The organism is Citrobacter sp. CRE-46 (assembly GCF_059615875.1).
The window spans coordinates 493,553-517,143 of sequence record NZ_CM184341.1 but is presented as its reverse complement, the minus strand read 5'-3'; the positions used below and the strand labels follow the sequence as shown (position 1 = coordinate 517,143).

The window sequence follows — 23,591 nt, the reverse complement described above, 5'->3', positions numbered from 1 at the left end:
CATGAAAAACCGGAGCACATTGGCTCCGGTTTTTATTAGGCGATATCGTAGAGAGTTAGCACGTAATGCCTGATAGCGCGCAGCTTTCAGGCCTACAAATACACGCTGGCCTCTCTTCGCGTTACTTAACGAATTCTTCGCCCAGAGTAATATCTTTCTTCAGCGTGTCCAGCATGCCTTCCAGCGCGCTTTGCTCAAACGCGCTCAGCTTACCGATCGACTGACGCTCTTCTACGCCATTTTTGCCCAGCAGCAACGGCTGAGAGAAGAAGCGAGCATACTGGCCGTCGCCTTCAACGTAAGCACATTCAACCACGCCTTTTTCGCCGCTCAGTGCGCGAACCAGTGACAGGCCGAAACGTGCTGCGGCCTGACCCATAGACAGGGTAGCAGATCCGCCACCGGCTTTAGCTTCCACAACTTCAGTACCCGCGTTCTGGATACGTTTGGTCAGGTCAGCCGCTTCTTGCTCGGTGAAGCTCACGCCAGGAATTTGTGACAGCAATGGCAGAATGGTCACGCCAGAGTGGCCGCCAATAACCGGGACTTCAACGTCGCCAGGCTGTTTGCCTTTCAGTTCCGCAACAAAGGTATTGGAGCGGATAATGTCCAGCGTGGTCACGCCAAACAGTTTGTTCTTATCGTATACGCCTGCTTTTTTCAGCACTTCTGCAGCGATAGCAACGGTCGTGTTTACCGGGTTGGTGATGATACCGATACATGCTTTCGGACAGGTTTTAGCAACCTGCTGCACCAGGTTCTTCACGATACCGGCGTTGACGTTGAACAGGTCGGAACGATCCATACCCGGTTTACGCGCGACGCCCGCAGAGATCAGTACCACATCAGCACCTTCCAGTGCAGGGGTAGCGTCTTCGCCGCTGAAGCCTTTGATTTTCACAGCAGTAGGGATATGGCTCAAATCAACGGCCACACCAGGCGTTACTGGAGCGATGTCATACAGGGAGAGTTCTGAACCTGAAGGCAGTTGGGTTTTTAACAGTAATGCTAGCGCCTGACCGATACCACCAGCAGCGCCGAGGACTGCAACTTTCATCCTAAACTCCTTATTATATTGATAAGCAAAGTGTCGATTGCTCCGCGGCGGCGACCTTAATTCACAAATCCAACGAATACAACAACCACGCGTCAAGAATGCGTAGTCACGCAAATTTGGCTTTTATGCATTTAACTTACGTAAAATAAAACCTAAGTTACGTAATTCAAAACCACCCGCACAGTAGAGCAACTTTCCAACAGGTGCTGACAATATACCCTACCCACCTCTCAAAACAACATCAATTTGATAACAATTAATTTACTTTTAACCTTATTTGCGAGCCGTGACACAGGCATGTTTCTTGATAACGAAATTTGATAAAATTCCGCTCTTTCATAACATTATTTCAGCCTTTACCAGGGCAGACCGTTTGCATAAAAATTCATCTGTATGCACAATAATGTTGATTCTACCGCCATATTACGGGTGACTTATGCGAAGCTCGGCAAAACAAGAAGAATTAGTGAAGGCGTTTAAAGCGCTACTTAAAGAAGAAAAGTTCAGCTCTCAGGGCGAAATCGTCCTCGCCTTGCAGGATCAGGGCTTTGATAATATCAATCAGTCCAAGGTTTCACGCATGCTGACCAAGTTTGGCGCCGTGCGTACACGCAATGCGAAAATGGAAATGGTGTACTGCCTGCCGGCTGAGTTGGGGGTGCCGACAACCTCCAGCCCGCTGAAAAATTTGGTACTGGATATCGACTACAACGATGCGGTCGTGGTTATTCACACCAGCCCCGGCGCCGCTCAGTTGATTGCCCGTCTGTTGGATTCGTTGGGTAAAGCGGAAGGTATTTTGGGAACGATTGCCGGTGACGATACCATCTTCACCACGCCAGCTAAGGGTTTTACGGTAAAAGATCTGTACGAAGCCATTCTGGAGCTGTTCGAACAAGAACTGTAATACCTCCTTCCCCGTCGACTCCCGGCGGGGAAAAACCTCTGCTTCCCCCTCTTGGTTCTATTTTCCACTGCCATTCATTTAACAAATGGTGCGTTTAACCGCTAAAATTCGTTCACATAGTGAATATGAAGGCTGAAAAACGCACATTTTGCAAAATACAGTATCTCATTGATTTTACTTAATTTAATTCTATGTGAATGTTAAAAACGTCAGTTTTAATTCCTTTAAGTTATAAAAAATAATCTCCTTAAAACCTAATAACCATAGAAACAATTAGCGTGGTATTAATTTATCGCGTTATTAGTGTATACTTGATTTTGTGATGAGGGTCACGAAACAAGACCCACAATAAAAGAATTCGACGAGGTAAATATCATGAAAATCAAAACTACTGTTGCAACTTTAAGTCTTCTTTCTGTTCTCTCTTTCGGTGCAAGCGCCGCGGTTACTCAGGTGAACTCACAAAAAGCACAGAACCTGCAATCCATGGGTAGCATCTCTGTATCTCAGATCGGTAGTTCACCAATGGATATGCGTCAGGCTATCGCCGCTAAAGCTGAAAAAGCGGGTGCCAGCAGCTATCGCGTCACCGAACTCCGTGAAGGTGCTCACTGGCACGCGACTGCAGAACTGTACAAATAAACCCTCGTCGTCTAAACCGACGACTTGCCCCCGCCTGCCGGGGGCTTTTTTGTACCTTACATTGAGTGACGAACATTAAAACGCAACTGCCCTTCCAGCTCTTCTTCCGCTTCATCGAACAGTAAGATTAATGCGCCATATCGCCTGCGTAGTTTGTCCGGCAAATGGACAAATTCAATCTCCACCGGCAGCGGCAAGACATCTCCGGTAACGACCTCCCACAGAGAATCTAAATCGACCACTTTTTCCCGGGTCAGACCAAATGCGCGCGTGAACTCGCGGTAGAAATCACCCTGGTCTTCTATCTCGTCAAAATCAAACGTATAGATGTTCATCTATAGCCACCATCCCGACGCCAGTCACTCTACGGACCGCCAATATGCAGGGCCTCCCGCATTTCAGGTAAGTATAGCCATAAAAAAACCGACGCTTCTGGCATCGGTTTTTTGTGCTTAATTGCTGGTCAGCGCGTGCTGGTATTTGTGTAGCATCCCACTGAGTCGTTTTACCGGCTCGGTCACCTGTGGAGGGGCTTGCCAGATGATTAACTTCTCCTGATAGATCTCAAGCTCTTCCAGCAACTGGCTAAAGTAGCGGCGGCGTTTATCGTCATTTCCTGCTGAAATCACATGATCGGCGGTGCGACGCAACTGGCGATGGAAGGCAGATAAATCCTCATTTACCGGTACCGGCGCATCACGCAGACGCTGATGCGCGATAATCATCGTCAGCGCCAGGCGAAACTTCGCCAGGTCGCCGGGGAATTTGTTCATCAGTAAAAACAACTGCTGATAAAGCGCCGGAAGGTGGTTTTCTTTACGACGAACCACGTTGGTAGTCATTGCAGAAACCGCCGCGGAGACAAACTGGTTGAGTAACACGCGACCAGTTCTGTCCCGCGAGTTATCGCGCACCAGCAGAATGACGATAAATGCCAGCACACAACCAACAATCTGCCCCAGCGCACTGTCAAGAAACTGGCTAAAGTGGAAAGTCATCGGGTTATCCAGCACGATGATATTAATGGTGCTGGCCAGCGCGCCCATCGATCCCAGCCGTCGTTTCTGCACCTCGATTCCCAGAAAGAATCCCAGCACGGCCAGGCTCAGACACAACAACAGCATACTTTGCTGCGTATTGGGGATAATCACCAGAAAATAGAGCGCCCCGAGTGGTAATGCCGCCAACGTACCGTAGATAAAATCTATCGCCACCATCCGAGGGTTAGGCAGGCGCATTGCCAGCGAGGTGACAACCGCAATCATCACCATCGCGCCGCTGCCGGATGTCCAGCCAGTCCACAGCCAGAATAAGGTGCCCAGCACACAGGAGAGCGTGGTACGCCAGAAGTTGACCATCGCATGGTGACGCTCGGCGGACTCCACTTTCACTACCGGCTCGCCTTGCAGGATCTCTTCTTCCGTCGCGCTAATTTTTGTATTACTCACCACACCGCGTTTCAGTAGCAAGTAGCGCGTCGCCGCACCTGCCCAGCTATAAATCGTTACCGGTGTTTCACGTTCGCCAGTCCAGACAATAACCCGACGCATCCGCTTCAACTGTTTATGGACATCCTGCACCGTTTCAACCGGCGTATCGAACAACTCGCGGAAGGTGTCGGTGATAAGTTCCGGGCGGGTATTTTGAATAAGGTAAGTTTCACAGGACTGAGTAATGAGCGTGAGCGACAGCGTGTTCAATGCTTTGAGTCTGCGATTAGCACGCACCCAACGTGAAGACTCCATATTGAGGTTGCTGCGCATGCCCTCCAGCGCCGCCGTTCGGCGGACTAAATCGCCCCAGGCTTTGTCCACTTCTTCGCTGTCGCCATGCTTTATACACAACTGCATAAGCTGATACTGCGCCACCAGCAGGCTGTCCAGTTCGACATCAATTTCCTGTTTCACCGAGCGGGGCGAAAAGAGCAGATCGGCAACAATAGCGCAGACAATCCCCATCACAATCTCGCTGCAACGCTCAAGTGCAAATTGCGGCGTCAACAACGGTTCAGCCTGGATAGTAATGACGATGATCAGCGCCGTATAACCCGAAAGTCCCCAGGCATAGGAATTCTCGATCTTCACCAGCGACGAGATCCAGGTACAAAAACCGGCCCAGATACAACACACCAGGATCATCAACAACGGAGCGCGGATCATGCTGATAATAATGATCAGGGCGGCAATACAGCCAATAAATGTGCCGACGATACGCAGCATCCCGCGGTAGCGGATGGCGCCTGAATAGGGTTCCCCACCGGCGGCAAAAGCCGGGCCTGCTGCCACAATTGCCGCGGTCAACACCGCCCAACGCGGAGTCTCAAGCTGAAAGTGAAAACCAACGAACAGCGCCAGAACAATTGCGCACGCCAGTTTTACCGCGAAGCGGATATGCTGGTTAGCAATGGAAAAAATACCCATCGCAATTAACCGAACTCGCGCAGGCGGTGCGCCATTTTACGGAAGAAGGATTCCTGACTGGCATCGCGATCCTGCTTACCGGTGATAACAACGGTAGCCGTCGTCCCGGCTGGCCACAGGGTTCCCTGCTGCTCATCAAGACGAATGCGCACCGGTACACGCTGTGCCAGACGGACCCATTCAAGATTGGAATCAATGGTCGCCATACCTTTTGCGTCTCGCGTGCTGCTGGCATTCGTTACGCCAGCCGCCACGCTATCAACGGTACCCTTCAACACATTATTGCTACCAAGCGGGGTAATTTCAGCGCGATATCCAGGGCGTACGCCTTCCAGCTTGGTTTCTTCCATATACGCCAGGACATAGAACGAGTGCTGTTTTACCAGCGCTACCGCCGTGGAGCCACGGGTAATAAATTCGCCGCTGTAAACATTCAGGTTAGTCACCCAACCATCCGCTGGCGCACGAATAACGGTACGTTCAAGATCCAATTTTGCCAAATCGCGGGTCGCTTGCGCCTTCGCCAACTGGTGTAATACGGTTTGCAGTACGTTGTTAGACTGATCAATCTCTTCACGAGACATGGCCTGTACGCCCAGACGGTTACGACGACCGGCTTCCTGACGTTTTTCCTGCGCCAGAACCTGGTAATAAGAGACGTCGGCTTCAGCCTGTTCGAGGGCTTTTTTATAGCGCGGTTGGTCGATGGTAAACAGCACCTGATCCTTTTTCACCAGTTGGTTATCATGGACGTTAACGTTGGAAATAAGACCCGCAACGTCCGGCGCAATGGCGACGACATCAGCGCTGAAACGCGCATCACGCGTCCACGGCGACTCGGTGTAGAACACCCATGCGCGAAAAATAGCAATGAAGGCCAGAATGACCAGTACGAGAGTCATGGCCGTACGGGAGAGTTTTTTTGTTAGTGTTTTCACTTCAACCTCAAACGAACAGGCGCGTTATTAAATAGAACAGGCAGCAATACAGCGCGGTGTTAAACAGAGCCGGATGCCAGACAAAATCATAGATGCCAGTTGGAACCAGCACCCGGCGCACCAGCCAGAAAATCGCCAGTGACAAAAGCAATTCGAAAAAAATCGGTGGGAAGGACAGACCAAACACCACGATAACGGGAAACAGACTCATGTTGACCTTGGTAGCTTAAGAGAGTGCAGGTGATAGATTTTCTAGCGTATGTCACCGCAGAGAAGGGCAAGGATGAGCCAGGCGAGAGCGACATAGCCGTTATTTGAATAATAATATATTAACGTAACTGTTATGCTGTTATCTATATTATGTGATCTAAATCACTTTTAAGCCAGAGTGAATAATGGAACGATTAAAACGTATGTCGGTGTTCGCCAAAGTTGTCGAACTGGGCTCCTTCACCGCCGCCGCAAGACAGCTGCAAATGAGCGTTTCATCGATAAGCCAGACGGTCTCTAAACTGGAAGATGAACTACAGGTCAAGCTGCTAAACCGCAGTACGCGCAGCATTGGGCTAACCGAAGCCGGTAAAATTTATTATCAGGGCTGCCGTCGAATGCTGCACGAAGCGCAGGATGTGCATGAGCAGCTGTATGCCTTTAATAACACTCCTATCGGCACATTGCGTATTGGCTGTTCTTCAACCATGGCACAAAATGTCCTCGCCGGGCTGACGGCGAAAATGCTGAAAGAGTACCCCGGCCTGACGGTAAATCTGGTCACCGGCATCCCGGCACCGGATTTAATTGCTGATGGCCTGGACGTGGTCATCCGCGTCGGCGCGTTACAAGACTCCAGCCTGTTTTCACGTCGTCTGGGAGCCATGCCGATGGTGGTCTGCGCCGCTAAAAGTTATCTCGCCCAGTTTGGCGTTCCGGAAAAACCTGCCGATCTCAGCAATCACTCATGGCTGGAATATAGCGTGCGCCCGGATAACGAATTCGAGCTTATCGCCCCGGAGGGGATCTCTACCCGCCTGATTCCAGAGGGGCGTTTCGTCACTAACGATCCGATGACGCTGGTGCGCTGGCTGGCCGCAGGCGCGGGTATTGCCTATGTACCCTTGATGTGGGTGATCAATGAGATCAATCGCGGCGAGGTGGAGATCCTGCTTCCCCGCTACCAGTCGGATCCACGTCCGGTCTATGCGCTGTACACCGAAAAAGACAAACTGCCGCTTAAGGTTCAGGTAGTGATTAACTATCTGACGGATTATTTTGTCGATGTGGCGCAGCTGTTTCAGGGAATGTATGGTCGAGGGAAAGAGAAATAAAGAGTCCAGGCCGGATAAGGCGTTAACGCCGCATCCGGCAAGATGCCCGATGGCACTGACGCTTATCGGGCCAGGATCATGATGCTATGCGGTGCCGCCGACCGTCAAATTATCGACCTTCAGCGTCGGCTGGCCCACGCCCACCGGCAGGCTTTGCCCTTCTTTACCGCAAACGCCTACGCCGTTATCCAGTTTCAGATCGTTACCCACCATCGAAATTTGCTGCATCGCTTCGATACCGGAGCCAATCAGCGTCGCGCCTTTCACGGGTTTGGTCACTTTACCGTTTTCAATCAGATACGCTTCGGACGTTGAGAACACAAATTTCCCGGAGGTGATATCCACCTGACCACCGCCGAAGTTCGGCGCATAAATGCCGTATTCGACGGATTCAATGATTTCCTGCGGCGTGGATTTGCCCGGCAGCATATAGGTGTTGGTCATCCGCGGCATCGGCAGGTGCGCGTAAGATTCACGGCGTCCGTTACCCGTTGGCGCCACACCCATCAGGCGCGCATTCAGTTTGTCCTGCATGTAGCCTTTCAGAATACCGTTTTCGATCAGCACGTTGTACTGGCCCGGTGTACCTTCGTCATCAATAGCCACGGATCCACGACGGTCCGCCATTGTGCCATCATCCACTACGGTACACAGTTCTGACGCGACCAGTTCACCCATATGACCGCTAAATACCGAGGTGCCACGGCGGTTAAAGTCGCCTTCCAGACCATGGCCGACCGCTTCGTGCAGCAGAACGCCAGGCCAGCCAGCGCCGAGTACCACCGGTAACGTACCTGCCGGCGCGGCTACTGCGGACAGATTGACCAGCGCCATGCGCACAGCCTCTTTCGCCCACGCGTCGGCACGCACGTCACCATCAAGATCGCCAAGGAAATAGTCATAACCAAAGCGACCGCCGCCACCGCTCGCGCCGCGCTCACGTTTACCGTCTTCTTCGACCTGTACGCTGACGGACAAACGTACCAGTGGACGGACATCCGCGGCCAGCGTACCGTCGGTCGCCGCCACCAGAATCAGCTCATAAACACCGGTCAGGCTGGCGGTCACTTCCTGAACGCGCTTGTCAGCAGCACGCGCAACGCGGTCAACGCGACGCAGAATATCCAGTTTCTCTTCGCGGCTCATGCTTTGTAACGGATCGACCGAAGTGTAAAGCGCCTGATGCTCTACCGCACCCAGCGTTTTTACTTTGCCGTCACCACTGTCGCGCACAATAGTCCGGGCAGCATGCGCACTTTGCTCCAGCGCCAGCAGGCTAATCTGGTCTGCATAGGCAAACCCCGTTTTTTCGCCGCTGATGGCGCGTACGCCAACACCCTGATCGATATTGTAAGAACCATCTTTAATGATGCGATCTTCTAAAACCCAGGATTCGTGATAGCTCGACTGAAAATAGAGATCGCCGTAATCGAGACGGCGTTCGGCCAGTTGGCCCAGGATGGCAAACAGATCCTGATGTTTCAGGCCATTCGCCGCTAGCAATTGTTCACTTACCAGGTTCAGACTCATCGTTTTGTTACTCATTTAATTCTGCCGGATGGCGGCAAAAACGCCTTATCCGGCCTACGTTGTTAGGCTACTGTAGGCCGGATAAGCGCTGCTCCATCCGGCAATACTATGTACTGAGATTGGGGCAATTACTTGCCCCCGTCAAATCATTGCTGGCTTTCTTTGCGCGGCTGACGCAGAACTTCGTTAATCTGCGGCTTATCAACCGGACCGGTGATACGGTAACGCAGAATCGAAACTTTACTCCACAGCGGCCCCAGAACCTTACTGGCGGCAAACACCGCCGCGCCGACAATCGGGTTGACGGCGAACGCGGCGGCAACCCCAACGGTGGCAGAAATTTCAGGCGCGACAACCGCTTCCATATCCAGTTCGCGGCGTACCAGATTCACCGAGCCTTTCATCGCGATGTCAGCTTCCAGACCGTCCACCAGCGTGTCGTCGGTATGCATCACACCATCCTTAATCCACGCCGTGCTGCGAATGGAGTCGAAATAGAAGCCTTCACTGAAGGTATCGCTAAAATCAAAGCGCAGTTTACGTAGCAACGCGTCAAAGCTTAACAGGCGTAACAGTTGCCCCGCATGTCCGGTACTAAGTTCGGTAAGCTCACCTTTGCCCAAGCGGGTGCGCAAAATCCCATTCAGCGACGCTTCATCCGGATCCCACGGTGGATTACGCCAGTGCAGGTCGTACTCCACATTGAACGAAGAGTTACGAATCGGCGTCGATACGCCAAAGAAACCGGCGGCAGAGTCAATTTTTTTGCCGTTCAGTTTTCCCTTCAGTGACGTACGCTCTTTACCCGGCACATTCACCCATTCACCATCGGCAGTCAGTCTGGCAAAGCCGGTATCCAACAGACCGTTGCTCAACGAGAGCGTATCGCCTTTGATCGCCACATCGGCATCAATACGTCCATATTTCTGTCCCCACAGCCAACACTCTGCACAGCGGAGTTGAACATCCGGCCAGCCACGGAAGCTGACGTTATTGATGGTAGAGAAAGGCGACGCTGGCGCTGTGCCGGGAGAAGGCTTTGCGGCGCTCGGGTTGTAATAGAGGTATTTAATGTTCGCCAGCCACGGGGCGTTATTGCGCATAGCCAGCGTGGCGTTGATCTCACGCCCCTGCGCCTGCACGCTGGAACCATTGCCCGAAGGCTCAGACACAATACTTAAATTGTTCCACTGCTGCCCCCCCAGGGATAACGATGGCGTACGTACCGTGATGCGTTGCGGGAAGTTGGCGTTCGAGCCAACGTTATCCGCAGCGCCTTTCTGGAACAATGCCAGCCATTGCGCGCCGTCCATAGGGGGAAGATTGAGCTCAATGCCTTGCTGATCGGGTAACGCGGGCACGGTGCGGCTTTCCGACGTCCAGATAGCGCGGTCAAGGGTCAGCTTCTGATTCAGCAGCCAGTGGCTGTTGAAGTGATTCTTGCTCCCTGCGTTGCCGGTGAGATCAAAGCTGCGCAGATTGCCGTTGGCCTTCACGTTTACCGGCAGCGCCTCACCGGCCGCCTTATTCAGTGGAGCAGGTAAGTGACTACTTACATTCTTCAGGTCACTCTTTAACGCAATGTCGTAGGTCGCCCCGGCATGATACGGAAGATTGATATCCACCTTGCCATTCCACGCCATACTGCCGCTTAACGCATCGTTCACCTGCGTCGGCAAAATCCCCATACGGTTTGGCTGCCAGTCGCCTTGCAGATTCACCGCCACCTGATAGGCTTTGGCCCCTTCGGTAGTGGAAAAATCGACGTTCAGCGGCTGATTAAACCAGTTTGCCGTCATCGGCTCGCTCTGCAGATCGCCGTTCACAAAGCTGAATTTACCGGTCAAATTCTTCAACGTGCTGTCGAGCGGTTTAATAAACAGACTGTTATTACGCAGATTGACATCACCTTTGGCCGTAACCAGCGAGCCATCCAACGGGATATCGAGATGTAAGCGAGCATTCACATCGCCATCAATCTGCAACTGCTCAAGCGTGGCGCCAAGAGAATCTTTTAGCGGCGTATCATCAAAATAAGGTCCAACCGCTTTGCCCGGCCCGTTGATGTCGGCATCAATCAGCAGCTTTTCTTTTGCATAGTCGGGAATATTGGCCGTCAGATTGCTGGCTTTTACGCCGCCTAAATTAACGCCATCCGTTTTCATCCACAGACCGTCGTTAATGAAGTTCAGTTCAATATTGAGGTCAGTCAACGCAGGCCAGTCGGGCTGAAAGGCGAATTTAGCATTGCGTAACGGCACCAGGACCTGAAACTGCCCTTCATTATGCAGATATGGGAACAAATGCGGGTTACCGCCATACACCAACGTGGCATTATCCGCTTCGCCGCCCTGAATCGCGCCGCTGAGGTAGTCAACCAGCTCTTTGCCCATCAGATTTTCCGGGAAGTAGCGCCAGGCCTGAGAGCCGTCATCAGTACTGATCCCCGCCAGAATGCCTAACCATGGCTCGTCACCGGTCGGTTGCAGATAGCGAAAACCACCGCGCGCATGTACCGCTTTCGCTTTGACATCAATATTGCGCCCATCTAACTGAAAACCTTTATCATTCTTCAGCCAGCTTAGCGTCGCCACGCCGTTTTCTATTTCCAATGGTGCGCGGAAGACGCTCTCATACGGCATGCGGGCTTGCTTGATGGAGGCGGTAAGCGCACCATTTTCCACGCTGCCCGAAAGCGTACCGGAGAAATGCTCCGCCCCCGGTAACAACTTCCACTGTTTCCAGGCCAGATTGGTCCACGAAGACTGGAAACGGGTCTTTTCTGTTGCCTGTAATGGGATATCCAGCGCCAGCACATCAATTTTGCCGCTTGGCTGCGTGGCGCGCCAAATATCCCCCAGCGCTGGCGATAACTTAGCCGCCATCGGGCGCAGCCCTTCTAATCCGGCCAGCTCCAGATTGCTGGCGCGAATGCGTAGCTCGTCACTGCGCTTGTTATTCTCACCACCGACTTCCTGCTCAGGGATCCAGGCCAGCGTTAACGCCCCGCTTGGCCAGGGTTTATCATCCATGGTGATACGGGTATCGGGAATAGAGAATTGCCAGCCCGGCTGTTCGCGGCTAATGTGCGCCGTCAGGTTATCCACGGAGAGCGTATGCGTGCGGTTGTCACCCAGCCAGCTGGCGCCGCCTTTCTTCAGCCAGACATCGCCTCCGGAAACGACGCCTTTATTGATCGTCATCCATGCTTCCAGGCTAAAACGCGCGGTTTGCAACGCGACATTATCCTGCATCCATTTGCCCAGCCACGGTTTGACGTCAATGTCGTCTGCCTGCAGCCAGACCCGACCATTATTCAACAGCCCATTGTCGTCGCGCAGATCCATGCGCACCTGCATAACGCCATGTTGACCGGTCAGACTGGAGAGACTGACCTGCCCCTCAGCGCGATGCCGGTTTTTACCGTTCAGCCAGGTAAGCTGTGGGATCGCCAGTTCAGCGCGCTGACCTGAGAGGGTTAAAAAGCTGATTTGACTGTCGCGGAGATCGAAATGATCGAACTGACGCAGGAAGAGATCGCTGAGGTGACCCGCTTCAATTCCATCACCGCTTTCACTACTCTGGATAGGGGTATTGGTGCGCAACTGCAATTGCCAGAAGGTGAGATCGCGAAACTGCCAGCGCATGTGCAGTAAACTTTGCCAGACATCCAGCGCTAACGTGACGCGTTTTACCGAAAACTCACCGCCGTCTTTGAGCTGCGCGTGGATATCACGCGCTTCAAGCGTAGGGCCGAAATTTTGCCAGTTGGCGGAGAGCTGGCTGGCGGTAACGGGCAGGCCAGTCGCGGATTCAATCTTACCGAGAATGGCCGGACGCCAGCTATCAAGATGAGGTAGCGCAAGGCGCAGTCCACTGACCATCAGCGCTGCAATGACAACGAATGCGGCTCCAGTGAGCAGTAATATCCCCGGCAATCGCCTCACGCGCCTCTCCTTGTCTGCAAAAAAATGTGACTCACACCCCTTGAGTGTATATTGCCGGATGGCGGCGCTTGCGCCTTATCCGGCCTACATGCGCTGGTGCTACTACTCAATTACATCATTACGACGTCGAACTGCTCCTGGTTATAGAGCGGTTCAACCTGGACTTTGACCTGTTTACCCACAAAGATTTCGACTTCCGCCAGCGCATGCGACTCTTCGCCTTTCAGGGTTTCTGCCACTGCCGGAGATGCATAAACCAGGAAGCGATCGGAGTCGTATGCATGGTGTACGCGGACAATTTCGCGCATGATTTCATAGCATACGGTTTCCACCGTTTTCACGGTACCGCGTCCATGACAGGTAGGGCACTCATTGCACAGCACATGCTCCACGCTTTCACGCGTGCGCTTACGCGTCATCTCCACCAGGCCCAGCTGTGAAAAACCGTTAATGCTGGTTTTTACGCGGTCCTTGCTCAGAGCCTGCTCCAGAGAGTGCAACACCCGGCGCCGATGATCTTCATTATTCATGTCGATAAAATCGATAATGATAATGCCGCCCAGGTTACGCAGACGCAGTTGACGCGCAATGGCCTGCGTTGCTTCAATATTAGTATTAAAAATAGTGTCGTCGAGATTACGATGTCCAACAAACGCGCCGGTATTGATATCCACGGTGGTCATCGCTTCGGTTTGATCGATGATCAAATAGCCGCCGGATTTCAGCTCAACCTTGCGTTCCAGCGCGCGCTGGATTTCATTCTCAACGTCAAAGAGATCGAAAATAGGCTGACGTCCGCTGTAATGCTCCAGCTTGCTGGTCATCTCGGGAATGTACTCCGCCGTAAATTCCAGCAACGCCTCATAGGTCAGGCGAGAGTCGACGCGGATCCGATCAAGCTGGGCATCGGCAAAATCACGCAAAACGCGCTGCGCCAGCGCAAGTTCGCCATACATCTGGTAGCGCGTTTGCGGACGTTTTTTGCGCTCCATGACTTTCGTCCAGACGCGCTTCAGGTAGGCAGCATCCGAGGCCAGATCCTCTTCGCATACGCCTTCCGCCGCTGTACGAATAATAAATCCGCCCTGCTCATCACAGTAATCGGCTACCACTTTTTTCAGACGTTCGCGTTCGCTTTCGCTTTCGATACGTTGGGAAACGCCAACGTGCGACGCGCCCGGCATAAAAACAAGATAACGGGAAGGCAGCGTAATGTCCGTCGTCAGGCGAGCGCCCTTAGTACCCAGCGGATCTTTTACCACCTGCACCATCAAATCCTGGCCCTGGCGAACCAGTTCAGAAATGTCGCGCACGGTGAACTGTTTTTGTTCTTCACCGGCCACGCATTCGGTGTGTGGCATGATGTCTGAAGCGTGAAGAAATGCGGCTTTATCCAGTCCAATATCTACAAAAGCCGCCTGCATACCCGGAAGTACACGACTTACACGACCTTTGTAGATATTGCCTACGATTCCACGTCGCGCCTCACGTTCAATATGAATTTCCTGCAGAATACCGCCATCAATGTAAGCCACCCGTGTTTCCGATGGCGTTACGTTTACCAACAATTCAGCCGTCATGTTTATCCCTTTGCTCACGCAGTGCGTTAAAATTGGTCAGCAACTCATACGTTTCTACCAGCGGTAAGCCGACTACGGCGTGATAGCTGCCATTTATCTTCCTGACAAAACAGCCACCCAACCCTTGAATACCGTATGCACCTGCTTTATCCATTGGTTCACCGCTGGCAACATAACCCGCGATGTCCTCATCGGTGAGTGCTCTGAATGTCACTTCCGTCACCACCAGACAGTCCAGACTGTGCTGGCGATCGGCCAATGCCACGGCGGTCATGACCTGATGCGTGTTGCCCGACAGCTTACGCAGCATTGCGGCGGCATGGGCGGCGTCGTGCGGTTTTTCCAGCACTTCACCGTTAAGAATAACAATGGTATCCGCACCCAATACCGGCAAATCGCGCTGCGCCAACGCAACGCCAGCCTGCGCTTTTTCGCGCGCCAGACGAGAAACGTACTGCTGCGCGCTTTCCTGCGGGTGCCGCTGTTCTTCAATCCCAGGAACCAGCCGTTCAAACGTGATACCAAGTTGAGCGAGCAGTTCCTGACGACGTGGAGAACCTGAAGCAAGATACAGAGTATTCATATCAACCTTTATTGCACCGCAAACTGCTGACGGATTTTACGCATCAGTAAGAATAGCCATGGCCAGAGCACACCATTCACTACACTACTCCAGAACACTTCAGGTCTGAAAGAGACATTGATCACTAAAAACTCGGCCCAGAAAACAATAATATCCACGACCAGTGATAACAACACGACCACCAGCGCCTGTTGCCAGAGCGCGAGGTTGCGGAAAAGCTGGAATTTCAGCGCGACCAGATAGGCAATGATACTCATCGACAAGGCCCGCACGCCAAGCGTGGAACCGCTAATGAGATCCAGTATGGCACCCACCACGAACCCTGTGCCCACATTTACGCGATGCGGTAGCGCCAGAATCCAATACAACAAGATGAGCAGCACCCAGTTTGGCCGGAAAACAAGAATGTCATCCGGCCAGGGCATAACTTGCAGCAACAGTGCAATAAGGAACGAAAGCCAAATAACCCAACGCCCCTGGCTACGATAGCTTGCCACTTACTGTCCTCCCGGCTTACGCGGAGCAGGTTGTGGCGACGTGGTGTCCGTAGGCGCTGTAGTGACGCCTGTAGCAGGTGCCGGTACTGGCGCAGGCGGCCCCATGGCATCTGGCGCAGGCAGAACTTGCGGCATCATTTGCATCAAACGTTCATTGGCAACACGGTGTACTTCTTCCGGCGTCATCGGATTGGCGCCGTTACGATCGGCTCCCCACAACAGCAGCAGATAGCGCAAACGCTGCAAACCCGCGGTCGGACGAGCCTGAATGACGGTATAAGCACGCTGAGTGTCCAGCTTAACGGAAGAAACAACAGCAACCGGATAACCTTCCGGGAAGCGTCCACCCAAACCTGAAGTCACCAGTACATCGCCAACGCGAATGTCGGTGTTCGCCGGCAGATGTTCAAGCTGAAGATCGTCCGTACAACCGTTGCCCGCAGCAATGACGCGAATATCGTTACGCAGAACCTGGATTGGCAGAGCATGCGTCGCATCGCAAATCAGCAGTACGCGGCTGGTCAGTTTTGCTACCGCAACGACCTGACCCACTACACCTTTGTCGCTGATAACTGGCTGACCTTCGTAGACGCCGTTAACGCTCCCTTTGTCGATCACGACCTGATCGCTGTATGGGTCATTAACCGTTGAGATGACCTGCGTCACCATCTTTTGTTCGTCCTGACGCAATGGGGATCCCAGCAGCTCGCGCAAACGCGCGTTCTCCTGTTTATATTGCCCCAGCATCAGCAGCTCGCTATTTTTCAGCAGCAGTTCCTGACGCAGCGCCCGGTTTTCAAGTTCGAGTTGGTCACGCGAAGCCAGCGTTTGCGACACGCCGTCGAGTAATTCACGAGGACCATTAGAGATAAAGTAGAAAGGACTGACGGCGGTATCCATGTACGTTCGGATTTGACTAAACGTACCCAGGCGGCTGTCGGCAATAATAACGCCGAGCGCCACCAGCACCGCCAGAATAAGGCGAATCTGTAGCGACGGGCCACGGCTAAAAATTGGCTTCATAGTCTATGCGTATTCTCGTATCAGAGCGGAAGGGCAACCCGCGGGCCACCCTACCTGCGTCCGATTACTCTTCGCTGAACAGGTCGCCGCCGTGCATATCGATCATTTCCAGTGCTTTGCCGCCACCGCGCGCCACGCAGGTCAGCGGATCTTCAGCAACAACAACTGGAATACCGGTTTCTTCCATTAACAGACGATCAAGGTTACGCAGCAGCGCACCGCCACCGGTCAGCACCATACCGCGCTCGGAGATGTCTGACGCCAGCTCTGGCGGACACTGTTCCAGAGCAACCATTACCGCGCTCACGATACCGGTCAGCGGTTCCTGCAGCGCTTCCAGAATCTCGTTGGAGTTCAGGGTAAAGCCGCGTGGAACACCTTCTGCCAGGTTACGGCCGCGTACTTCGATCTCGCGGACTTCATCGCCCGGATAAGCGGAACCGATTTCGTGTTTAATACGTTCTGCGGTGGCTTCACCGATCAGAGAACCATAGTTACGACGAACGTAATTAATGATGGCTTCGTCGAAGCGGTCACCACCAATACGTACGGAAGAAGAGTAAACCACGCCGTTCAGGGAGATAACGGCAACTTCAGTGGTACCACCACCGATATCCACAACCATTGAGCCGGTTGCTTCAGAAACTGGCAGACCCGCACCAATCGCGGCCGCCATCGGCTCTTCGATCAGAAAGACTTCACGGGCGCCTGCGCCCTGAGCGGATTCACGGATCGCACGGCGTTCAACCTGGGTTGCGCCAACCGGTACACACACCAGTACGCGCGGGCTTGGGCGCATGAAGCTATTGCTGTGCACTTGTTTGATAAAGTGCTGGAGCATTTTTTCAGTCACGAAGAAGTCAGCGATAACGCCGTCTTTCATTGGGCGAATTGCAGCGATATTGCCCGGCGTACGACCCAGCATCTGCTTCGCATCATGACCTACTGCAGCCACGCTTTTCGGCGAACCGGCACGATCCTGACGAATGGCCACAACAGAAGGCTCATTCAATACGATGCCTTGTCCTTTTACATAAATAAGGGTATTCGCGGTACCCAGGTCAATGGACAGGTCATTGGAAAACATGCCACGAAATTTTTTCAACATACTAAGGGATAATCCTGAAAGCTGGGGCGGAAAACAAAATCCGCTTACTTTACCAACCACACGCAGCAGCGACAAGGCGCAAAAATCATCTGCTACGGTGAAAATTAGTGCAGTTCGTTTCCTTTGTTACAAAACCGGCCTGAGTCCATCAGGGCTGAAAAAATCAGCAGCATTCCTCGCTTTTGTTTGCAACCTGTCAAAGGTCATTCACCTGCATGTTTGCTGTTACAACCTGGCGAGCAGACAAGCACACCCCCAGAAGGCACAGCGCGCGTTATTCTACGTGAAAACGAATTAAACGGCAGGTTAAACCGAATATCTTTGCGAATATTTTTTCACGTTAGTGTCAAGTGGCTGTGATGCGGCAAAAAAATCCCCTTGCCCACCAGCAACTCCGCGTTCCGTCAGCGTATGCCACTCGCTACGCGAACGAACTCCCGTGGCATAAACCTGCGTTGGCGTGCCTGAACAGGCCTCCGCCAGGCTTTGAACCAACAGTTGGTTTTCGGTTCGCTTATCAATATTCCTCACCAGGCTTGGATGCAGCTTCAATAACTCAACGTTAAGCTCTTTAATCCAACTGGTGCTCACCAGCGTTAAACCGGCCTGCGTAACGGCGATCCGTACCCCTAGCGCATCCATCAATCGGATGACGGGCTGTAATCGGCTGATATGTTGACAAACATCTGCCTCAGCAAGTTCAATAATTATGCGTTTGCGTAGTGATTTTTCGCACTGCATCAACGTATCACGCAGCCAGCGCTGAAAACGTGGGCGAATTAGCGATTCAACCGTTATCTGCATCGCCAGGCTTTCCTGCGGCCAGTAGCCCAAAAGCAGGATCAGACGACTTAACTGTAAACGGTCATACTCTTCAGCCAGGCCAAATTGCAGCACCATCGGCATATATTCCGCCGAAATAACTTCTTCGCTGCCATCAAAAATACGGCACATCAGTTCCCGGTGGTGTACCCGTCCTTCACGCGTTACCGCAGGTTTTTGATATATTCTCGGCCCGCCCCGGCTGAGCATCTGTTCAATCAGCGTCCGCCAGCGCACGTTGCCCCGGCCTTTTTCCGGCAGGGAGTCATCATAGACCGACCAGCTGTTCCCACCCTGCAGGACCGAATTCCGGGTGGCGGCCTCAGCATGATCCATCACCTGTTCCGTCGACTGACCACTGCGGCAAACGCAAATACCAATATGAACCATATCGGCACGATCGATCATTTTATTAGTCGGAAGCGCATCGACCGCTTTTAATAATTGCCCGGCGATGCTTTCGGCTTCTTTCAGCGTGCGATGTGGCAACAGGATGGCAAAATCGCTACGGTGGTAGCGCGCCAGCAATGCCCCCGGATAACGCGTCATAAACGTCGACAACAAATTGATGAGCGTTGAAATTTGTTCTTCCGCCAGGGTGATTCCCCAGCTATCTCGCAGCAGAGTAAAGTCCGGCAGACGCACCATCATCACGACGCCATGCGCTCCCACCTTTTCTTGATCTTCCAACAGCGTGGCCAACTGGTTATCAAAAAACAGACGGTTACTCAGCCCGGTTTTTGTATCCTGCGCAACATAGGAACGAATCAGGGTGTCCAGTCGGCTGCGTTGCTCGCGGGCATTTTGAATTTCAGTCAGCAACATATCGAGCGCACTGCTGGTGCGCGCTGGCCATTCATAGACCGTTCCTCGTACATTCGACCCGCGTTCACCGTTCAGAATACGCGTGGAACGAATCTCCAGTAACTCCTGGCCTGAAAGCTGACGCTGAAGCCAGCGTACCGACAAAAAGAGCATCAGAATAATAAACGCAATGGCCAGCGTGAGCGGCGCGGTAGTCAGTAGCGAATGGAAATAATTGCCCATCGGATCCTGATAAACCAGGCGAACTGACATGCCCGGATGCTTGACCAACGGTACGGTGATGTCGCGGTAGAGGTTGTTCGTTCCTGCCGGGCGGTAGCTGCTGGTTCGGGAGTGGTCATACACTATATGCTCCCCTTGCAGCAACTCGATACGCACGATATCAACAGAAACCATCAGTTCATCGATTTGCGGCGTCAGCGAAACGAAATCGTGGGAGACAAGATGTGTATCAATCGCCGTCGCCACCGCCTGCACTCGCGTAGTGAACTTATATTGAATAGCGTTGTAGAAACTCAGCGAGCAGCCAATCAGAGTCACAAAGATCGTTAACCCAGTAAGCAGCGTGACAAAAGCTGAGAATTTCGTCGTTAATCGCATCCTTGTGTTAACTCCGACAGTTATGAAACAGGTGTGAAAGAGATAAAGCGACTCGAAAATGCAAAACTGAACGCAAAATCCGCCAATTTATGCAAACTGTGGGGGCATACTACCAAATCAGGTATATCTGGCAATTTATTGCGCAGAATCGGCATCATGTTTTGATTAGCGAGTATAGTCTTCATTAACAATTTTCCAATCCACTATACGAATTGAGGACAGGTTATGCAGGCTTTGATCTTAGAACAGCAGGACGGAAAAACCCTCGCATCCGTTCAACCCCTCGACGAAAACCAGCTCCCGGAAGGCGATGTAACGGTGGATGTCCACTGGTCGAGCCTGAACTATAAAGACGCCCTGGCTATCACTGGCAAGGGTAAAATCATCCGCAACTTTCCGATGATTCCTGGCATTGATTTCGCCGGTACGGTGCGTGCAAGCGAAGATCCCCGTTTTCATGCGGGTCAGGAAGTCTTACTGACCGGCTGGGGTGTGGGTGAAAACCATTGGGGCGGGCTGGCTGAACGTGCGCGCGTCAAAGGCGACTGGCTGGTAGCGCTGCCGCAAGGGCTGGACGGGCGCAAAGCGATGGTCATCGGCACCGCCGGTTTTACCGCCATGCTGTGCGTCATGGCGCTTGAGGATGCAGGTATTCGCCCGCAACACGGTGAGATTGTCGTCACCGGCGCCAGCGGCGGCGTGGGCAGCACTGCCGTGGCATTACTGCATAAGCTGGGCTATCAGGTTGTGGCAGTATCAGGACGCGAAAGCACCCACGACTATCTGAAGAGCCTGGGCGCGAATCGTATTCTCAGCCGCGATGAGTTTGCTGAATCTCGCCCGTTGGAAAAACAACTGTGGGCCGGTGCAATTGATACCGTTGGCGATAAAGTGCTGGCGAAAGTCCTGGCACAGATGAACTACGGTGGCTGCGTGGCCGCCTGCGGCCTGGCGGGCGGCTTCGCGCTGCCGACCACCGTCATGCCATTCATTCTGCGTAATGTACGTTTGCAAGGGGTGGACTCGGTGATGACCCCACCGGCACGTCGCGCAGAAGCCTGGGCGCGTTTGGTTAAGGATCTGCCGGAATCGTTCTATGCTCAGGCCGCCACGGAGATTACGCTAGCGGATGCGCCGAAGTTCGCCGATGCCATCATCAATAACCAGGTGCAAGGTCGTACCCTGGTGAAGGTGAAATAACCGGCATCGGCGCAGAAATTTACACTTAACTAACAAAATTTCGCGGCATATATAGAGACTCCCTGCCATATTAACTACGCATCCCTTGTCTGTCATGACGCGTAAGCCGGGAGTCTGTTATGAAGAAATTACGTCCATTTACAGAAGCCGACGTCACCGCCGAGTCGGCTTTTTTTATGCAGCGCCGCCAGGTACTGAAAGCATTAGGGATCAGCGCTGCCGCGTTGTCTTTGCCTCACGCTGCGCAGGCCGACCTTCTGAGCTGGTTTAAGGGTAATGACCGCCCTCCGGCGCCTGCGGGTAAGCCGCTTAATTTCAGCAAGCCCACCGCCTGGCAAAATTCGCTTCCTTTAACGCCAGCAGATAAAGTTTCTGGCTACAACAACTTCTATGAATTTGGTCTCGACAAAGCGGATCCAGCGGCCAACGCAGGCAGCCTGAAAACCGATCCGTGGACCTTGAAAATCACTGGCGAAGTCGCAAAACCCCTCACTCTCGATCATGATGCGCTGACCACCCGTTTCCCATTGGAAGAGCGGATTTATCGGATGCGCTGTGTGGAAGCCTGGTCAATGGTGGTGCCGTGGATTGGCTTTCCATTACATAAACTGCTGGCGCAGGTTGAACCCACCAGCAACGCAAAATATGTCGCTTTCGAAACGCGCTACGCCCCGGATGAAATGCCTGGTCAGAAAGATCGCTTTATTGGCGGCGGGCTGAAATATCCCTATGTTGAAGGGTTACGCCTGGATGAAGCGATGCATCCACTAACCCTGCTTACCGTAGGGGTTTATGGTAAGGCCCTTCCGCCGCAAAATGGCGCCCCCATCCGCTTAATTGTGCCGTGGAAATACGGATTTAAGGGCATAAAGTCGATCGTGAGTATCAAACTTACGCGCGAACGCCCCCCAACAACCTGGAACCTGGCCGCGCCTAATGAATATGGGTTTTATGCCAACGTGAATCCGCATGTCGATCACCCCCGCTGGTCCCAGGCCACCGAACGTTTTATTGGCGCTGGCGGTATTCTGGACGTACAGCGTCAATCCACGCTGTTGTTTAACGGTTATGCCGAAGAGGTTGCTTCCCTGTATCGTGGTCTTAATCTACAGGAGAATTTTTAAGTGCGTCTGACTGCAAAGCACATTACCGGGCTGAAAGTTTGCCTGCATCTTGGCGGATTTTTGCCGTTAATCTGGCTCTTTTGGGCGGTAAATCATGGCGGTTTGAGCGCCGATCCGGTCAAAGATATCCAGCACTTTACCGGTAGGACAGCTCTGAAATTCTTACTGGCGACCTTGCTGGTCTCTCCACTCGCGCGCTACGCTAAACAGCCATTATTGATACGCACTCGTCGCCTGTTAGGGCTATGGTGTTTCGCCTGGGCGACGCTGCATTTAACCAGCTACGCGTTACTGGAACTGGGTATTCATAATCTGGCGCTGTTGGGGCGGGAATTCATTTCGCGACCGTATTTGATGTTGGGTATTGTCTGTTGGGTCATATTATTTGCTCTCACCTTAACGTCCACGCAATCTGCACAGCGAAAGCTGGGTAAGTATTGGCAATTTTTGCACAACTTCGTCTATCTTGTGGCGATCCTGGCACCCATACATTATCTGTGGTCGGTTAAAATCATCTCCCCTCAACCGATTATTTATGCCGCACTTGCTGCGGTGCTGTTAGCCTGCCGCTACAGGAAGTTTCGCCAGTGGTGGCGGTAGTTTCACGATATGTGCAGTACGTTGCAAAACACGGACGATCCGATTTTCTTTACATGTTAACGGTTGATTATCTTCCCTGATAAGACCAGTATTTAGCTGCCAATTGCTACGAAATAGTTATAATGTGCGCCTTTGCTATCCCCGGTAGCGTTTTTACGGCGCGGAAAGGGTGACAATCGCATATTGAAGGTATATTTTGTCTTTTACCCGAAAATAACAGAAGATAGCCGCACAATGACTAACAAGTCTGGCAATCTCATGTAAGGGCATCAGCACCCAGTGCAACGCCTGAGATGCGTGGCATCTTGTCACTCACTGTTATAAAAATGCTATACAGACGGCGGTAAAACGCCTGTCACAATCTCACTAAACAAAGAGTACGGAACCCACTCATGGATATTCGTAAGATTAAAAAACTGATCGAGCTGGTTGAAGAATCAGGCATCTCCGAACTGGAAATTTCTGAAGGCGAAGAGTCTGTACGCATCAGCCGTGCGGCGCCAGCTGCAAGTTTTCCAATGATGCAACAGGCTTATGCTGCACCAGTGATGCAGCAGCCAGCTCTGTCTAACGCTGTCGCACAAACTGCCTCTCCAAGTATGGAAGCTCCGGCAGCAGCGGAAATCAGTGGTCACATCGTACGCTCCCCAATGGTTGGTACGTTCTACCGCACCCCGAGCCCGGATGCGAAAGCGTTCATCGAAATCGGCCAGAAAGTGAATGCGGGCGATACCCTGTGCATCGTTGAAGCCATGAAAATGATGAACCAGATCGAAGCCGACAAATCCGGCGTCGTTAAAGCGATTCTGGTAGAAAGCGGTCAACCGGTAGAATTTGACGAGCCGCTGGTCGTCATCGAATAA

The 23,591-nt window shown here is 52.6% G+C and carries 21 protein-coding genes; 8 read left to right on the top strand and 13 right to left on the bottom strand.

Annotated features, from left to right (window positions below; all coding sequences use genetic code 11):
* Nucleotides 1–121: 121 nt before the first annotated feature.
* Nucleotides 122–1,057, bottom strand: a complete 936-nt coding sequence (mdh, locus tag AC534G_RS02550) for a malate dehydrogenase (protein ID WP_038634337.1) — start codon at nucleotides 1,055–1,057, stop codon at nucleotides 122–124.
* A gap of 436 nt (nucleotides 1,058–1,493) precedes the next feature.
* Here mdh and argR point away from each other — a divergent pair, with 436 nt between their 5' ends.
* Both argR and yhcN read left to right on the top strand, forming a co-directional pair.
* The gene (gene argR, locus AC534G_RS02545) at nucleotides 1,494–1,964 is read left to right on the top strand and encodes a transcriptional regulator ArgR (protein WP_003025162.1); all 471 of its coding nucleotides are present in this window, start codon (nucleotides 1,494–1,496) and stop codon (nucleotides 1,962–1,964) included.
* Between the two features lie 375 nt (nucleotides 1,965–2,339).
* Nucleotides 2,340–2,606: a peroxide/acid stress response protein YhcN gene (yhcN, locus tag AC534G_RS02540; protein WP_110496714.1), complete on the top strand. Its 267-nt coding sequence runs from the start codon at nucleotides 2,340–2,342 to the stop codon at nucleotides 2,604–2,606.
* A 56-nt stretch (nucleotides 2,607–2,662) separates the two neighbouring features.
* Here the strand turns inward: yhcN and AC534G_RS02535 are convergent, their stop codons facing one another.
* From AC534G_RS02535 to aaeX, 4 genes are all read right to left on the bottom strand, one after another.
* Nucleotides 2,663–2,941 carry a barstar family protein gene (locus tag AC534G_RS02535; RefSeq protein ID WP_038634342.1) on the bottom strand — a complete coding sequence of 93 codons (279 nt, stop codon included), beginning with the start codon at nucleotides 2,939–2,941 and terminating at the stop codon, nucleotides 2,663–2,665.
* 117 nt (nucleotides 2,942–3,058) lie between these two features.
* Nucleotides 3,059–5,026 (bottom strand): p-hydroxybenzoic acid efflux pump subunit AaeB, encoded by a 1,968-nt coding sequence (gene aaeB, locus AC534G_RS02530; protein WP_038634345.1) that lies wholly within the window; start codon nucleotides 5,024–5,026, stop codon nucleotides 3,059–3,061.
* Between the two features lie 5 nt (nucleotides 5,027–5,031).
* Nucleotides 5,032–5,964 carry a p-hydroxybenzoic acid efflux pump subunit AaeA gene (gene aaeA / locus AC534G_RS02525; protein WP_038634348.1) on the bottom strand — a complete coding sequence of 311 codons (933 nt, stop codon included), beginning with the start codon at nucleotides 5,962–5,964 and terminating at the stop codon, nucleotides 5,032–5,034.
* A gap of 7 nt (nucleotides 5,965–5,971) precedes the next feature.
* Complete coding sequence (aaeX, locus tag AC534G_RS02520) at nucleotides 5,972–6,175, bottom strand: p-hydroxybenzoic acid efflux pump operon protein AaeX (RefSeq protein ID WP_003025177.1); 204 nt, start codon at nucleotides 6,173–6,175, stop codon at nucleotides 5,972–5,974.
* A gap of 184 nt (nucleotides 6,176–6,359) precedes the next feature.
* On the opposite strand from aaeX, the gene aaeR reads away from it, so the two are divergent.
* Nucleotides 6,360–7,289, top strand: a complete 930-nt coding sequence (aaeR, locus tag AC534G_RS02515) for an HTH-type transcriptional activator AaeR (protein WP_038634351.1) — start codon at nucleotides 6,360–6,362, stop codon at nucleotides 7,287–7,289.
* Between the two features lie 84 nt (nucleotides 7,290–7,373).
* Here aaeR and tldD read toward each other — a convergent pair whose 3' ends face one another.
* From tldD to mreB, 7 genes are all read right to left on the bottom strand, one after another.
* Nucleotides 7,374–8,819 (bottom strand): metalloprotease TldD, encoded by a 1,446-nt coding sequence (tldD, locus tag AC534G_RS02510; protein WP_038642897.1) that lies wholly within the window; start codon nucleotides 8,817–8,819, stop codon nucleotides 7,374–7,376.
* 146 nt (nucleotides 8,820–8,965) lie between these two features.
* Entirely contained in the window at nucleotides 8,966–12,766 is a 3,801-nt protein-coding gene (gene yhdP / locus AC534G_RS02505; RefSeq protein WP_038634353.1) for an AsmA2 domain-containing protein YhdP, read from the bottom strand.
* Between the two features lie 110 nt (nucleotides 12,767–12,876).
* On the bottom strand, nucleotides 12,877–14,346 hold the full coding sequence (gene rng, locus AC534G_RS02500; protein WP_038634356.1) for a ribonuclease G: 1,470 nt from the start codon (nucleotides 14,344–14,346) through the stop codon (nucleotides 12,877–12,879).
* Nucleotides 14,336–14,929, bottom strand: coding sequence for a Maf family protein (locus AC534G_RS02495; protein WP_085048629.1), 594 nt, complete (start codon nucleotides 14,927–14,929; stop codon nucleotides 14,336–14,338). Before AC534G_RS02495 ends, rng begins: the two co-directional genes overlap by 11 nt.
* 8 nt (nucleotides 14,930–14,937) lie before the next feature.
* The gene (gene mreD / locus AC534G_RS02490) at nucleotides 14,938–15,426 is read right to left on the bottom strand and encodes a rod shape-determining protein MreD (protein ID WP_038634362.1); all 489 of its coding nucleotides are present in this window, start codon (nucleotides 15,424–15,426) and stop codon (nucleotides 14,938–14,940) included.
* On the bottom strand, nucleotides 15,427–16,449 hold the full coding sequence (mreC, locus tag AC534G_RS02485) for a rod shape-determining protein MreC (protein WP_038634365.1): 1,023 nt from the start codon (nucleotides 16,447–16,449) through the stop codon (nucleotides 15,427–15,429). It abuts the gene before it with no gap.
* A gap of 64 nt (nucleotides 16,450–16,513) precedes the next feature.
* Nucleotides 16,514–17,557, bottom strand: coding sequence for a rod shape-determining protein MreB (gene mreB, locus AC534G_RS02480; protein WP_000913396.1), 1,044 nt, complete (start codon nucleotides 17,555–17,557; stop codon nucleotides 16,514–16,516).
* Here mreB and AC534G_RS02475 point away from each other — a divergent pair.
* Nucleotides 17,535–17,855, top strand: a complete 321-nt coding sequence (locus AC534G_RS02475) for a hypothetical protein (RefSeq protein ID WP_154050627.1) — start codon at nucleotides 17,535–17,537, stop codon at nucleotides 17,853–17,855. The genes mreB and AC534G_RS02475 overlap by 23 nt on opposite strands.
* Before the next feature lie 8 nt (nucleotides 17,856–17,863).
* Here the strand turns inward: AC534G_RS02475 and csrD are convergent, their stop codons facing one another.
* A complete protein-coding gene (gene csrD / locus AC534G_RS02470) occupies nucleotides 17,864–19,804 on the bottom strand; it encodes an RNase E specificity factor CsrD (protein ID WP_110496712.1) in 1,941 nt (646 codons plus the stop codon).
* A gap of 225 nt (nucleotides 19,805–20,029) precedes the next feature.
* Here csrD and acuI point away from each other — a divergent pair, with 225 nt between their 5' ends.
* From acuI to accB, 4 genes are all read left to right on the top strand, one after another.
* Nucleotides 20,030–21,004, top strand: a complete 975-nt coding sequence (gene acuI, locus AC534G_RS02465; RefSeq protein WP_069324416.1) for an acrylyl-CoA reductase (NADPH) — start codon at nucleotides 20,030–20,032, stop codon at nucleotides 21,002–21,004.
* Nucleotides 21,005–21,123: 119 nt separating this feature from the next.
* The gene (msrP, locus tag AC534G_RS02460; RefSeq protein WP_085048625.1) at nucleotides 21,124–22,128 is read left to right on the top strand and encodes a protein-methionine-sulfoxide reductase catalytic subunit MsrP; all 1,005 of its coding nucleotides are present in this window, start codon (nucleotides 21,124–21,126) and stop codon (nucleotides 22,126–22,128) included.
* Entirely contained in the window at nucleotides 22,129–22,728 is a 600-nt protein-coding gene (msrQ, locus tag AC534G_RS02455; RefSeq protein WP_087856909.1) for a protein-methionine-sulfoxide reductase heme-binding subunit MsrQ, read from the top strand.
* 392 nt (nucleotides 22,729–23,120) lie between these two features.
* Nucleotides 23,121–23,591 carry an acetyl-CoA carboxylase biotin carboxyl carrier protein gene (gene accB, locus AC534G_RS02450; RefSeq protein ID WP_003025210.1) on the top strand — a complete coding sequence of 157 codons (471 nt, stop codon included), beginning with the start codon at nucleotides 23,121–23,123 and terminating at the stop codon, nucleotides 23,589–23,591.